Annotated in this window: 13 protein-coding genes; 5 read left to right on the top strand and 8 right to left on the bottom strand. The window is 38.6% G+C overall.

The window, feature by feature from the left end; translation table 11 throughout:
• Positions 1–245 precede the first annotated feature (245 nt).
• Entirely contained in the window at positions 246–1,031 is a 786-nt protein-coding gene (gene pssA / locus H4J62_RS15680; protein WP_182231346.1) for a CDP-diacylglycerol--serine O-phosphatidyltransferase, read from the bottom strand.
• A gap of 180 nt (positions 1,032–1,211) precedes the next feature.
• Between pssA and H4J62_RS15675 the strand changes: the two genes are divergently transcribed.
• On the top strand, positions 1,212–1,658 hold the full coding sequence (locus tag H4J62_RS15675) for a DUF4124 domain-containing protein (RefSeq protein ID WP_182216980.1): 447 nt from the start codon (positions 1,212–1,214) through the stop codon (positions 1,656–1,658).
• 10 nt (positions 1,659–1,668) lie between these two features.
• Here H4J62_RS15675 and clpB read toward each other — a convergent pair whose 3' ends face one another.
• From clpB to rluD, 3 genes are all read right to left on the bottom strand, one after another.
• A complete protein-coding gene (gene clpB, locus H4J62_RS15670) occupies positions 1,669–4,242 on the bottom strand; it encodes an ATP-dependent chaperone ClpB (RefSeq protein WP_182216978.1) in 2,574 nt (857 codons plus the stop codon).
• A 127-nt stretch (positions 4,243–4,369) separates the two neighbouring features.
• On the bottom strand, positions 4,370–5,188 hold the full coding sequence (gene pgeF / locus H4J62_RS15665) for a peptidoglycan editing factor PgeF (protein WP_182216977.1): 819 nt from the start codon (positions 5,186–5,188) through the stop codon (positions 4,370–4,372).
• Positions 5,148–6,125 (bottom strand): 23S rRNA pseudouridine(1911/1915/1917) synthase RluD, encoded by a 978-nt coding sequence (rluD, locus tag H4J62_RS15660; protein ID WP_182216975.1) that lies wholly within the window; start codon positions 6,123–6,125, stop codon positions 5,148–5,150. The genes pgeF and rluD overlap by 41 nt, the downstream gene beginning before the upstream one ends.
• A 187-nt stretch (positions 6,126–6,312) precedes the next feature.
• Between rluD and H4J62_RS15655 the strand changes: the two genes are divergently transcribed.
• On the top strand, positions 6,313–7,077 hold the full coding sequence (locus H4J62_RS15655; RefSeq protein WP_070374470.1) for an outer membrane protein assembly factor BamD: 765 nt from the start codon (positions 6,313–6,315) through the stop codon (positions 7,075–7,077).
• 135 nt (positions 7,078–7,212) lie between these two features.
• Here the strand turns inward: H4J62_RS15655 and glnB are convergent, their stop codons facing one another.
• The gene (glnB, locus tag H4J62_RS15650; protein WP_070374471.1) at positions 7,213–7,551 is read right to left on the bottom strand and encodes a nitrogen regulatory protein P-II; all 339 of its coding nucleotides are present in this window, start codon (positions 7,549–7,551) and stop codon (positions 7,213–7,215) included.
• Between the two features lie 215 nt (positions 7,552–7,766).
• On the opposite strand from glnB, the gene nadE reads away from it, so the two are divergent.
• The 3 genes from nadE to H4J62_RS15635 all read left to right on the top strand — a co-directional run bounded on the left by nadE (position 7,767) and on the right by H4J62_RS15635 (position 10,081).
• Entirely contained in the window at positions 7,767–8,618 is an 852-nt protein-coding gene (nadE, locus tag H4J62_RS15645; RefSeq protein WP_182216974.1) for an ammonia-dependent NAD(+) synthetase, read from the top strand.
• A 90-nt stretch (positions 8,619–8,708) separates the two neighbouring features.
• Positions 8,709–9,284: a GspH/FimT family pseudopilin gene (locus H4J62_RS15640; RefSeq protein ID WP_182216973.1), complete on the top strand. Its 576-nt coding sequence runs from the start codon at positions 8,709–8,711 to the stop codon at positions 9,282–9,284.
• A 215-nt stretch (positions 9,285–9,499) separates the two neighbouring features.
• Entirely contained in the window at positions 9,500–10,081 is a 582-nt protein-coding gene (locus H4J62_RS15635) for a GspH/FimT family pseudopilin (protein WP_182216990.1), read from the top strand.
• Between the two features lie 9 nt (positions 10,082–10,090).
• Here the strand turns inward: H4J62_RS15635 and H4J62_RS15630 are convergent, their stop codons facing one another.
• Genes H4J62_RS15630 through H4J62_RS15620 form a run of 3 tightly spaced genes read right to left on the bottom strand, consistent with a single transcriptional unit; the run spans position 10,091 to position 14,428 of the window.
• A complete protein-coding gene (locus H4J62_RS15630; protein ID WP_182216972.1) occupies positions 10,091–10,429 on the bottom strand; it encodes a TapY2 family type IVa secretion system protein in 339 nt (112 codons plus the stop codon).
• A gap of 1 nt (position 10,430) precedes the next feature.
• Entirely contained in the window at positions 10,431–10,847 is a 417-nt protein-coding gene (locus H4J62_RS15625) for a type IV pilin protein (RefSeq protein WP_182216971.1), read from the bottom strand.
• Positions 10,847–14,428, bottom strand: a complete 3,582-nt coding sequence (locus H4J62_RS15620) for a pilus assembly protein (protein ID WP_182216970.1) — start codon at positions 14,426–14,428, stop codon at positions 10,847–10,849. Before H4J62_RS15620 ends, H4J62_RS15625 begins: the two co-directional genes overlap by 1 nt.
• Positions 14,429–14,430: the final 2 nt, after the last annotated feature.

The raw sequence follows: 14,430 nt of genomic DNA, 5'->3' as shown, positions 1-14,430 counted from the left end.
GATGTAGATAACTTATCAAAACAGCTCTTTCGTGGTTCGTTTTGACTGAACCCCTTGGAACTGGAGCGCATTCTAGACATTTCTCGCTGGGCGTCAACCCTTTTTTGTAATAACTTTGAAATAAATGCTTATTCGCTCGATTAACGTACAAACTGTATTTTTATTGTGGTTTAATCAAACAACTAATGCCTTTTGCTCACAAAGCTGGTGCTACAGATAGTTAATTACTGCTGTTATTTATCTTTCTAGTTATCAACCGTATTAAAGTCTTCATCTTTGTCATCACCGACGACATCTTCTAATTTTAACTTATTAACAGAGCGGATAGTCGTAAACGGCCCCGAGCAAGCATAGAAGCCAAATACGATAAGTAAAACATTCTCTGGGCTAGAAGCGATAATGACAAAGGCGAGTACAATGAGCAAAACCACAAAAAAATTAACTTTCCCCTTCCAATCGACTTCTTTAAAACTGTTGTAACGAAAGTTACTGACCATCAATAATCCTGCAAGCATAGTAATAATGCCAACAACAATGCCATAGTCTTGGCCATTTATTTGATATTCTGCACCAACCCAGACCAAACTGGCAATAACTGCCGCGGCCGCGGGGCTTGCTAAACCTTGGAAAAAGCGTGCATCAGCAATACCAACCTGCGTATTAAAACGTGCTAAACGAAGTGCTGCACAGGCAACAAAGACAAAAGCGGCTAACCAACCAAATTTTCCGTAACTCGATAACGCCCAATTATAAGCGACAAGTCCGGGGGCTATACCAAAAGAGACCATATCAGCCATACTGTCATATTCGGCACCAAATTCACTTTGTGTATTTGTCATCCGAGCAACGCGCCCATCTAAACCATCAAATATCATGGCAATGAATATTGCTACAGCTGCACTAATAAAATGACCATTCATTGAGGAAACTATGGCAAAAAAACCAGAAAAAAGTCCTGCGGTTGTTAATAGGTTAGGTAATAGGTAAATACCTTTCGAAGGAGTACTGGTATTTGTTTTTTTATCATTCATTATTGTTACAACGCTTGTTTAAAAATATATAGGTATAGTTAATCAAATCTAACATAAAAAACTATCATGGGTATATTAGAGAGTAATAGCATAATAATTCCTCGTTATAATTTGTAAAGTCCCAATTGTATTGTTATATAAAGTATTAGGATTTTTTTTTCTATAGTTAATAGGTGACCAATGAGTTTTCGTATTCTGTTATTTGGGCTGATATTTTATTTTGGCTTTTGTTCGGCGAGTGAACTAATGGTCTATCGTTGGGTAGATGAAAACAATGTTGTTCATTTTAGTCAGCATCAACCTGTTGGTGATGAGTACACCCAATTTTTAGTGTCTAATCAGTCAAGTGTAACTAGTCGCGCAGACATTATTACCAACCCGCTAGTTTCTGATGACGATGTGATCTCTCAACAAAATCAAGATAACCTCACGGCGACTATAAACAGACCTGAAAAATGTCTAGAGGCACAAGAAAATATTGCCATGTTAATGGCTTTTGATAAGGTCCAATATACGGATGAAAAAGGTAGTAAACAGATATTAACAAAAACAGAGAAACAACAGCAATTAGCGATAAACCAAAAACGCACAGAAGTTTACTGTGCGTCTTTAAGTGAAATGCCATGATACAAATTAGTTAGTGCGTAAAAACTAATTCACCGTCACTGACTTCAATACTTATCTCTGCCTTGTTTTTAAAGGCTCCTGACAATATTTTCTGAGCTAATGGGTTTTCAATTTTTTGTCTAATTACCCTTTTCAACGGTCTTGCTCCAAATAGGGGATCAAATCCAGCCAAAGAAATCAGCGCAAGTGCTTCTTGGCTAATTGATAGCTTAATATCTTGGTCTGCTAAACGATCTCTTAGACCGTCAATTTGTATTGCTGCTATTTTTTCTATCTGTTGTGATATTAATGGATGAAAAACAACTGTTTCATCAATGCGATTAATAAACTCAGGCTTAAAATGTAAACTCACTTCTGACATTACCTTAGATTTCATTTCTTCATACTGACCGTCATCAGCAAATTTTTGAATGTGATCAGAGCCAATATTAGAAGTCATAATGATAACAGTGTTTTTAAAATCAACAGTTCGCCCTTGACCATCCGTTAAACGTCCATCATCGAGCACTTGTAATAATATATTAAAAACATCACTGTGCGCTTTTTCAATTTCATCAAGAAGAATAACAGAATAAGGTTTGCGTCGAACAGCTTCAGTTAAATAGCCCCCTTCTTCATACCCTACATATCCGGGAGGAGCCCCCACTAACCGAGAAACTGAATGTTTCTCCATAAATTCAGACATATCGACACGAATAAGTGCATCTTCACTGTCAAAAAGATAATGGGCTAATGCTTTCGTAAGTTCGGTTTTACCCACACCAGTAGGACCTAAAAATAAAAACGATCCTATCGGCTGGCTTGGATCGGCAAGCCCAGCTCTTGAACGTCGGATAGCATTCGAAACACTGATAACCGCTTCGTTTTGTCCTATAACTCGCTGATGCAAGTTATCCTCCATTTGCAGTAACTTATCGCATTCTTCTTCAAGCATCTTAGAAACAGGAATACCCGTTGCTCGACTTAATACATCAGCAATTTCAACTTCAGTGACTTTATTTTTTAATAACGTCATTTCTTGCATTTCTGCTTGGCTTGCTAAGTCGAGTTGTTTTTCTAATTCCGGTATTTTGCCATATTGTAATTCTGACATTTGGTTAAGATCGCCCAATCGTCGGGCAGCCTCTAAGTCAAGCCGAGCTTGTTCTAAATCTGTTTTAATAGCCTGTGTACCATGTAAAGCAGCCTTTTCAGTTTTCCAAATCTCGTCTAACTCATCAAAATTAGTCTGACAAACGCTAAGATCCAATGAGATCAGTCCTAAACGTTTTTTAGAAGCCTCATCTGAATCTTTCTCTAATGCCCGTTGTTCTAATTTCAGTTGAATGATACGCCGCTCTAATCGGTCTAAGTCTTCAGGCTTAGAATCTATTTGCATACGAATACTAGAAGCCGCTTCATCTATAAGATCAATCGCTTTATCAGGTAATTGTCTATCACTGATATAACGATGTGACAAAGTAGCAGCGGCGACTATGGCTGGATCGGTAATATCAACACTGTGATGAAGTTCGTAACGCTCTTTTAAACCGCGCAATATGGCAATCGTATCTTCAACACTAGGCTCTTCGATTAATATTTTTTGAAAACGACGCTCTAAGGCTGCATCCTTTTCAATATATTGACGATATTCGTCCAATGTTGTCGCGCCGACACAATGTAAATCACCACGGGCAAGTGCTGGTTTTAACATATTTCCAGCATCCATCGCGCCATCAGATTTACCTGCACCGACCATAGTATGAAGTTCATCAATAAATAAAATGACTTGCCCTTCTTCTTTGGCTAGCTCACTCAATACCGCCTTTAAACGTTCTTCAAATTCACCACGATATTTAGCGCCAGCAACCAAAGCACCCATATCCAATGACAATACCCGCTTACCTTTTAACCCTTCAGGAACTTCATGATTAATGATACGTTGTGCTAACCCTTCGGCGATGGCTGTTTTACCAACACCTGGCTGACCAATTAATACCGGATTATTTTTCGTACGACGTTGTAAAACTTGTATCGTGCGACGTATTTCATCATCTCGGCCAATAACGGGATCTAGTTTGCCCTGCTCGGCAAGCTCTGTTAGGTTCACCGTATATTTATCAAGTGCTTGTCGAACATCTTCAGCATTAGGCTCATCAACTTTTTGACCGCCACGCACATGTAATATTGCATCTTGAACACGTTGTTCACTTGCCCCAAGCGACTTTAATATTTGGCCTAGTTTTCCTTTGTCTTCAATAGCGGCAAGGATAAAAACATCAGAAGATATATACTTATCACCCATTTTTTGTGCGAACTTATCGCAGAGGTTAAGTAAGTTCCCCATAGCAGAAGAAAGTTGTACGTCGCCACCCGATCCAGAAACTTGCGCAAGTTGCTCTATAACCGTCTCGACTTGTGATCGCAGTGAAAGAACATTAATTCCTGCACTTTTCAATAAGGGTATAATGCTACTCGCGTTCTGATTTAATAGCGCTAACATGATATGCACGGGTTCTATAAATTGATGATCCCGACCTAATGCTATTGACTGTGCGTCTGAAATAGCGACTTGAAATGCTTGGGTTAATCTGTCTAAACGCATGAGGCTCTCCTGCCTAACAAAGAAAAATATTCTTTTATACCTTATAGATAAGGATATAATTGAAATTTTTCAAGGAACAAAATGAAAAGCTTTTGATTTGAAATAAGATTTAGTTTGTTTTTTAAACTTATTTTCGACAAATGATGGAAACCATTCGTCCGGTAATGGTATCTCGTCGATAAGAGTAATACTGCTGTTCATTAGAATAGGTACAATGGTTTAAATGATGAACCTTATTAATACCGAGCGTATTTAGTTGGATTCTTGCTATCATTGCTAAATTGGCTAGGTATTTACCTTTATGTTTTTCCAGCGCTAATGGTTCATTTATAGCAGTGAAAGCCGATACAAATTTTTCTGACTGACTTTCAAAGGCACACTTTACTTCTTGCCCTACTTCAAAAGCATATTCGCCAATACAAGGCCCCAACCAAGCAATGATATTTTCATTGTCTGTTTTCATATTATTGACGGTATTGGTAATAATATTTTTAGCTAAGGGTTTCCAACCACCATGGATCGCAGCAATTTCACTGCCGTCTATCGCAGTTAATAATATCGGTAAACAATCAGCGGTCATCACGGCTAAAGCAATATTCTTTTGCCGAGTGATTATCGCATCAGCCGCTAAAGGCGTTTTTGAATAAGATTCTATGGTCACAACTTTATTACCATGAACTTGTTCAAGCCATTGAATTTTTGTATTAAGCGGTAAGTATGCGAGTAAGGAAGCTCTATTTTTGTTGACATTAACCAAGTCATCACCAACATGTTCGCCCAAGTTAAATTGGCCGTATGCTGAAGAATAGCTATGATTAGAGGATAACGATTTTTTTTGAGGATGGAGTCTTGTCGAAGTAAAAGCCAGTACATTTAGTACTGGCCATTCTATATTGTAGAGACTGTTATAAATAGTCGTCTGTTGCGTTGATTTTCGAATCTTCACGCAAAACATTTGTTAAATTAACCATATCCTCTGGAATAGGTGCATGCCAAGTCATTTCTTCACCCGTTATAGGGTGAAATAATGACAACATTGCCGCATGTAATGCTTGGCGCTTAAAACTACGCAATAAATCCCGCAAATCTTCTGTCGCATTTTTAGGAGGACGAGGACGACCACCGTAATTAGGATCTCCAATCAATGGATGGGTTATATGCGCCATATGAACACGAATTTGATGTGTACGACCCGTTTCAAGACGTAATCTTAAACGTGTGTGTAAACGGAATTTTTCCATTACACGATAATGCGTTACCGATGGACGTCCAAAAGGACTAACAGCCATGTGTGTTCTTTTGGTTGAATGGCGACCTATAGGTTCATCAACCATACCACCAGCTGTCATTAGACCATTAGCAATCGCTTCATACTCACGCGTTATTTCACGCTCTTGTATAGCATCGACTAAGTTTGTTTGCGCTGCAATTGTTTTAGCAATAACCATCAAACCCGTTGTGTCTTTATCTAGTCTATGGACGATACCGGCACGAGGGACAACATCAAGCTGTGGGCAATGATACAATAAAGCATTAAGTACCGTGCCATCAGGATTACCTGCACCTGGGTGAACTACAAAACCAGCAGGTTTATTAATAACTATAATATCGTCATCTTCATAAACAATATTTAAAGGAATATTTTGTGGTTCAAATCGCACGTCGCCTTCAACTTCAGTTGATATTTTGATCACTTCCCCGCCAAACATTTTCTCGCGTGGTATTATCAAAATAGCGCCGTTTAAAGTAACGTGACCTGCTAAGATCCATTCTTTTATGCGAGAACGAGAATATTCAGGGAACATCTCAGCTAATGTTTGGTCGAATCGTTTACCTAAACAAGTTTCAGGAACCGTATCTGTATGTTGAATTATTTCAGCCATTAAAATTTCTATTTAACTCTCTATAAATTTACTATGAATTAGCGCTGTGCAAGGCAAGTATGCTAGGTTAGAATGCCAGTGTTTATTTTACCTCTTTGCTCTATTAATTACATTAAGTAATTTGCAAAGGGCGTATATTTATTTAACTAATACCTTTAACTAAAACAAAGTAGTGATAACAAAGTCTATGCAAAATTTGACAATAAAAATGATAATACTAGTGCTTTCATTAGGGCTAGCGGCGTGTTCATCATCAAACAAAACCGACATTGAAAAAGTACCAGACAAGTCAGCACAAGCATTGTTCACCGATGCTAGAACTGCGCTTGATAGTGGCTTATATCAACGAGCTATCCAGATTTTATCAGCAATCGACTCACGCTTTCCATTTGGTCCTATCTCTCATCAAGTGCAATTAGACTTAATTTACGCTTATTATAAGAGTGGTAATTCAGCTCAAGGTATTGCTTTGGCGGATCGTTTCCTGCGTTTAAATCCTGATCATGTCAATCTTGATTATGTTTATTACATGCGAGCGTTAATCAATATTTCAACTGAAGAGAACCTTTTTCAAGAATTAGCAGGCATTGATCGTTCAGACAGAGATCCAACAGCTGCTCGCGAAGCATTCAAAGACTTCAAAACGATTTTGACTGAGCTACCGCAAAGCAAATATGCCGCTGATGCACGCAAACGTATGATTGGTATAAAATCACGTTTAGCTAAGTATGAATTAACAGTAGCTCGTTTTTATATGAAACGTGATGCTTGGGCCTCAGCAGCAAATCGTGGTAAGTACATTGTTGAATACTTCTCGCCTAGCCAGGAAGTGGAACAAGCCTTAGAGATTATGATTGAGTGTTACGACAAGTTAGATTTAATGGATTTAAAAATTAATGCGAAGCAAGTCTTAGCAGCAAATTATCCAAATAATAAGTTTTTAACTCGTTAAGTTTTAACTGTTTATTAGCATTGAAATAGAAGCTATAAAAATTTTCCTTATCAATAATAAGGTTTAAATTAATAAAAAGCCCATTGAGATATAATACTCAATGGGCTTTTTTTATGATGGGATTAACTGATAAAATTAAATAGCGGCTTCATCTTCTTCACCCGTACGGATTCTGATCACCCGCTCAACATCAGTGATAAATATTTTTCCATCACCAATTTTACCGGTTTGCGCTGTTTCTATAATAGCATTAACACAACGCTCAACTTGTTCTGTGGTGACAACAATTTCTAATTTTACTTTCGGTAAGAAATCGACCATATATTCTGCACCACGATAGAGCTCAGTGTGCCCTTTTTGTCGGCCAAAACCTTTTACTTCTGAAACAGTCATACCTGTGATGCCAATTTCACTTAATGCTTCACGCACATCATCCATTTTGAATGGTTTGATAATTGCTTCTATTTTTTTCATTGTTGTTATCCATTAACCGCGAAATATACTTTGAATTGTACACAATTATATCAAATAAACCCAAGCGCTATATTTGTTGTAAGTCATTTAAATTTCAGATACTGAACAAACTAGCCAATACCGGTTACCTATATATTGAAGTATCACAGGTATACGTTACACTAGGATAATTTAACTTATCAAATAACTATCAAATAACTATCAAAGGAAGTTGAATGGATCCGCAATTGATCATAAATGAAATGAGAGTTTTACCTCAAATAGATGCTGTGTTTGAGATTAAACGCCGTATTGAATTTATCAAAAAAACACTTAAGGCTGCCGGACTCAAAAATTTAGTGCTAGGCATTAGTGGCGGTGTCGACTCTTCTACCTGTGGACGTCTTGCACAACTTGCTATTGATGAGCTCAATGCTGAAGAAAGAATCGCTAATAATAATTCGACATCACCCTATCAATTTATTGCGGTTCGTTTACCTTATGGCGTGCAAGCAGATGAAGAAGATGCGCAGCTCGCTTTGGATTTTATTCAACCGACACATAGTGTAATAACCAATATTTTGAATGCCGTTAATGGCATTCACATTGAAACGCTTAACGCGCTTAACCAAGCAAATATCTTATCGGCAGACGATGCAAAAATCGATTTTTCAAAAGGTAATGCCAAAGCTAGAAGCCGAATGGTAACGCAATATCATATTGCCGGTATTGTTGGCGCACTTGTTTTAGGGACAGATCATTCAGCAGAAAACATTACCGGATTTTTCACTAAATGGGGCGATGGTGCCTGTGATTTAGCGCCTTTATTTGGTTTATCTAAACGCCAAGTACGGTTATTAGCAGAAAATTTAGGTGCGCCAGACTTATTAATTAATAAAGCTCCAACCGCGGATCTTGAAGAATTGGATCCGGGAAAAACTGACGAAGATGCATTAGGTATCAGTTATGAGCAGTTAGATGATTTCTTGGAAGGCAAACCAGTAGCAGCAGAGGTGCAAGCACTTATCATTAATATTTATCAAAAAACCCAACATAAGCGATTACCTATTCCAACAATCTACGATTAACTTTAACTTGTAAGCGCTAAACTTGTAAATTTAACGTTAACAGCTATACCTAGTAATACATCTACTCTAGCCAACGGACGGCTTAATGTTATGTCATACTTATCGTTTAAAATAATGGGTTTCACTCTCATTGAAACCTTAATCACGCTAGCTATATTAATTTTTCTTACCGCTATAGCTGTTCCTACGTTTGCAGATTTAAGGATAAGAATACGTGTTGATAAAGAGATCACAGCCTTACATCGCCTATTATTATTAACAAGAAATCATGCGGTTAATCAGGAACGTTTTGTTACTGTTTGTCCACTTACCCCTTCTGATCAGTGCTCAAACGAATGGCATAAAACGCTGACTGTATTCTATGATGATAATAAGAACAAAGCGCTTGATGCCTCAAGTGCTGAAGTGATTATAAAAATAAAATCAGCCATAAAGTCAGGCGATAAATTACAGTATGCTCAAGGCAGAACAGCATTAATTTACGCACCCAGTGGACGGCTCGCAGTGTGGGGAGGTAATGGTACTTTCCGCTATTGTCCAAAATCACACAGTAATAAATCAAGAGGAATTATCATTTCAGGCGCTGGGCGGTTTTATTTATCGAGCGACCAAAATATGGATGGAGCCGATGAAAATCGTAGCGGTCGAATCATTAGCTGTCACTAATCTATGACAACAAGCGCTTTTAAAAGGTATAGAGCTTATTATCATTTCAATAATAACAAGCTCTGATATCGATAACAGCAACCTAGCGAAAGAGTGACTTAAGTGATATAACTTAATTATCTTGAAATATTCTCACACAGTTTTGAATATGATGTAATCCCCATAAGACTAACTAATTGCTCTCATGGGTATAACAAGAAATTAAGGCTTATATTATGAAATATGATTATTTGCAATCAAACAACAAGCGACAGGGCTTTACACTCGTTGAATTGATGATAACTATCGCTATTGGGGCAACGTTAATGGCGATAGCGCTACCAAACTTCAATAGTTTTTTAGTTGAAACACGCGTCGACAATGAAATTTCTCATTTACAAAGACTACTATTAACAGCAAGAAATACCGCCATAAATGCAGAACAATCGGTTACCTTGTGCCCACTTAATGCAAGTAATAGTTGTGATACTAATTGGCAAAACGAAGTCAGTGTTTTTATTGATATAGATGGCGATAAAACTTATGAACCCGCCTCTGACGAAAGAATAGTTGCAGTAAAGGCTAAAATAAAAACTAATGACAAACTTCAGTACGGCCAAGATAGCATTATATACAGACCTACAGGCAACATCACAGGTGGCGTTAGTGCTAGCCCATTTAAATATTGTCCAAAAGACTACCCGGCCAAGTCCAGAGGTATTACAGTAACTACCTCTGGACGTTCATACGTTACCTCAGACACAGATAGCGACGGCATTGATGAAGACCGCTCAGGCAATGAAATTACTTGCAGCTAAGTCTCCTCTTTAACGAGCAGTGTTTTCATCTAATTTTTTTGAAAGCGCATTGGAAAAATCATCATTTGATTTTACACATTCTTTTACTTGATGAACTTGCTGCTTTTGCTTTGAAAAGCCAGTCGCTATTTTTTTACCAACTAACCAATCAGGATATTTTGCCAGTTTATTAGAACCAATAATGCCAAAATGAATAATGTCGTTACCGCCCATTAGTTCAACATGACATTTAATCTTAATTTTTGTCGATTTGTCTGTCGTCTTTGCCACGCTATCAATACTTATAACAAGTAGACTTACAAAAAGTAAGTTGAGCGCTAAGCAATGCTTAAATAACAATTTCATCATATTACTCCCAGCAATTGGTTGATGTTGCTGTTTTCTGACCACTATCGGTTACCGATAAGGTTAAACAAGAAGAATCATTAGTCGCTTGCGTACCTCTCGCCGTAGCTTTAAGGGTATATGTTACCCCAACTACCACAGCATCAATGCTATAAAAGCCCGAGTCTGTAATATAAGGGTCTGCAGACGCACCTAATTTTTTCATATCTGTGGTGTATGCTCGATGGTCAATAAAATACTGCTCTTGCAAACTTGCTAAGCGCAACAATTCACGTTGGCCCTCGCTACGATTTGCCCTTGAAATATTATCAATATATGAAGGATAAGCAATCGAAGCTAGAATACCCACTATAGCAACCGATATCATTAGCTCAAGCAAAGTAAAACCTTTAACTCGCCGCTTATTTTTACTCACTCTCATTAATTTGACTCCGTTACATAAAGGTAAATTCTTGACGTTTCTAGGCTAACGCCTAACGGAATAATTTTCCCTGCTAATAGTTTTATCGTGGCAATGACTTCTGCTTCCTCTTCATCAGGCGGACAATCGCCTTCGCAAGGTTCTTGAGGCGCTTGTGGGTCTTTAGTTATAATAATTGAAGGAGTATCAGGAATACCGGCCGCTATTTCCCATGTTCTCCAGTCATAGACAGTCGTGCCAAGCGCTAAGTCCACCGCGTATAAAATACCCGAACCATCACTTAATTCACAACTGTTAGGATCAGCAGAGACCGCGGCAGGCGTAAATGAAGTGAAGTAAGCAACGCCATTAATAACAATGGCTGAAGCCGTATTTTTCTCACCATCACCAACGAAATCCATAAACCAACCTTTTTTATTACCGACGTTTATTTCAAGTGTCTGCAGATTGTCGGCAGTTAATGCCTGGCCAAATGGGTTGTTTGTATAGTCATAAAGATCTGTCGCTAAAATAGCCGCGGGTATTGCCAATTGTGGGTGGGTAGGTGAAGCAACAAATGATGTGGTTACAATATTGGCATCTTTAATCATGAAAAATTTATCGTCAGTATCATTGGCCGCAGGTGTTGATCGGTCGCCACTCCCAATAAGTATCGCTTCGTAGGGTCTTTCCTGTTTTGTTACCACGGTTGAACTAGTACCATTAGCATCAACTGATGTAGTTTCTATCGTGTCTGAAATATACGTTCTAGCAATTGAAGGTTCGCTAAAAAAACGGCGATCTGTCGCATGAGTTGTTCCACCCAACTCAGCTAATTTAAAAGCAGTCCACGGCGATGTTCCACTAAAGGGAGCATTGCCTGGCATATCAACACGCCAAAAATTTCCACCGGTATCGCCAAAATAAAGACGATCGGTTAAGCCATCAGAATCACTGTCTAAGATAGCGAGGCTAGAAGGCACGCTATCAGTTATCCCAGTAAATTGAGTATTAGTTGCACTCGTTGCATCAGGGCTTAAACTCCATTTTAGTACACCTGTTTCTGCATCGACCATATAAACAGCTCGGCCTAAGGTATCATCTGCACCAACGGTTAAGTTATCTTTAGTTGTGTCATATCCGCCAGCGAAAAAGAGTACAGGTTTTGGTGTACCATTTTCTATATTAAGCGCTGAAAATCCTATTTTAGGTTGCGACCATGATTGTCCTAAATGGCTAAATCCTGGTGAGCTTGCATCTAGGTGCCACAATAACTTAGGAGTATCGGGGTCACTAACATCCATAGCATAATATGAAGAACCGCCACGACGTAAACCAAAAAATATCCATGCTTTATCACCACTTGTACTATCAATAGACCCATCACCATTGACGTCCAGCAAGTATGAAACGGCAGGGCCGTCTATGCCGTATGATTTACCTGATGAAGTAAAGTTTTCACGTAAAGCTTTTATTTTTGAGAAAAATTCTTTAGGCATAAAAGCCCAGTTTTCATCAACCGTCTCACCGTTATCGTCAAACATATGTAAAACACCCGCATTGGTGCCAACGATTATGCGAATATCTTGATCATTACTTGCACCACCATAATTAATAACTAGTGGTTTAGAGTGCAGTGGATCACCAAAAACATCACTACGGATATCTGTGATTGAACTATCGTTGTCTTCATCATCAACGTCAATTCCCTTGGCCCAATTGAGCATGCCATCAATGTCATCAATTTCAGTATCCAATTCACTTGCTAGCGTCGCTTCGTCACCGTAGGATGTTTCGGCATTCGTTCGTGTTAGTAGCATTAAGGCACCATTAACCCCAATATCACTGACAATAACGCGTGTAGATTTAGTACGTAACATTTCAGCTACGCCACCTTTTTTAACATCGTTACCATCTGGATTGGTATCTGTGCTCCAAAAGGTTTTGGCATTTTTTGAAATATTGCCATTATCATCAATAGCACCAGCACCCGTTCTATCGACTTGCTGGCCATCGGTCACTTTAAGTTTTTTTAAATTTCCTTGCCACCTTGCACCATGATCAGGAACGAACATCGCATAATAAACTGAATCTAAAGTTTCGGTTCTATCAAAATTATTTGAGGCAACCGAAGGGGCTGTAAAGCTGGTATTCACTTCCAAAATATTGGTTAATGCCGATTGAAGTGAAGCCAGTAAGGCACTGGGATCTTTAGCCGGGTAATATTGACCACCCCCCAATTTTGCAGCTTCACGTAATAACGCTCCCGCATCATCAATAGCATCTTGGCCAAACCCTATCGTAAAGAGTGTTGATGATTGCACATCAGGTAAGGTGCTATGTAAATCATGGGTGTGCATCCAACCCGCAAGTGCCGCTAAATAGTTATTAGTACCGTTAACGTCAAACGGTAGGCCGATATCAGGTAAGCTTTGAATATAAGTGTCAGCGGCAAGATCCCTAGTCGGTTCACCATCTGTAATCATAATCACATAAACTTCATTAGTACATGAATTAAAGGGTGATTGATAAACACCCTCATCATCTTCAATTGAGTCATCTCTTGGCGGTGTATTACCACGATAAGTATTACCATCATAATTTGAATCATTATCACCAAAATCTACTGACATACCTGCAAAGTAGCGCGAAGCCTCATAAAGTGATTCACATAATGGCGTATTCGTTTCACCATCAATATCTAAATCAATAATATTTACTAATTCAGCGCGAGCTGCTGCGGTCATTTCTTGGATACCAAAAACAATTCTGCCGCCATCGCGAACAAATTCGCCAGAATGGTTATAATTAAAAACTTGTAAACCAAAATCAACAGAAGGTGCCGATTCAATTAAATCAGTAACGGTATCTTGTGCTATTTCTAAACGGGTGCGATTAACCTGTTCAAGCGTTTCACTGTTTGCCCAACGCAAATAGTTGTCGGTATAAAGTGTAACAACCTCACCCGACCAAATAACATTTGAATTACTCGCATTTGCCGTGTAATAGACCGGGCTTTGGTTAGAGCCACCACCATCGAGGGGAAAACCATCGGGTAAATCTTCAACAGTATTGCCAGTAGTTTTAATCCCCTCATTGACTTCAGGATTAGCTGGTATGAGGTTAACGTCATCTTCACAGTCAACTATATCGATATTAGCGCCATTGTTATCGGGGATCTCTTGCCAACTTCCTGAGTTTCCTTGAAAAGCATATTCACGAATGTGTCCGGTATAAAAGCCAACAGATGCTAAACGTTCACGGGCAGTTGCACAGCTATTAATAGCATCAAGAAAACGGCGCTTTTCACCAGGACTATCGGGAACAAGGGAAGAAGAGCCATCGATGCCACCTTTGGTGAAATAAATAAATTTTTCTGATAAGGAGTTATCGCTTCCAACCGCGGGGTAAACTGTATTAGGATCATAAGGTTCATCGACTGACTCTAAACTATTCATGCTGCCAGAATTATCAAAAATAATCAGTACTTGTGGTTTATTACCGGTACGCTGTGCTGCATCACCAATATACAGTTCAATATCTTCACTATAAGCAGCAAGAGATGTAAATATCAATGCGCTACATAATAATAATTTTTTCATGA

This window comes from Colwellia sp. BRX8-5, from assembly GCF_014077325.1.
In the GTDB taxonomy this organism is placed as follows: domain Bacteria; phylum Pseudomonadota; class Gammaproteobacteria; order Enterobacterales; family Alteromonadaceae; genus Colwellia_A.
The sequence above is the reverse complement of the archived record's forward strand: the minus strand, read 5'-3'. Positions and strand labels throughout refer to the sequence as shown.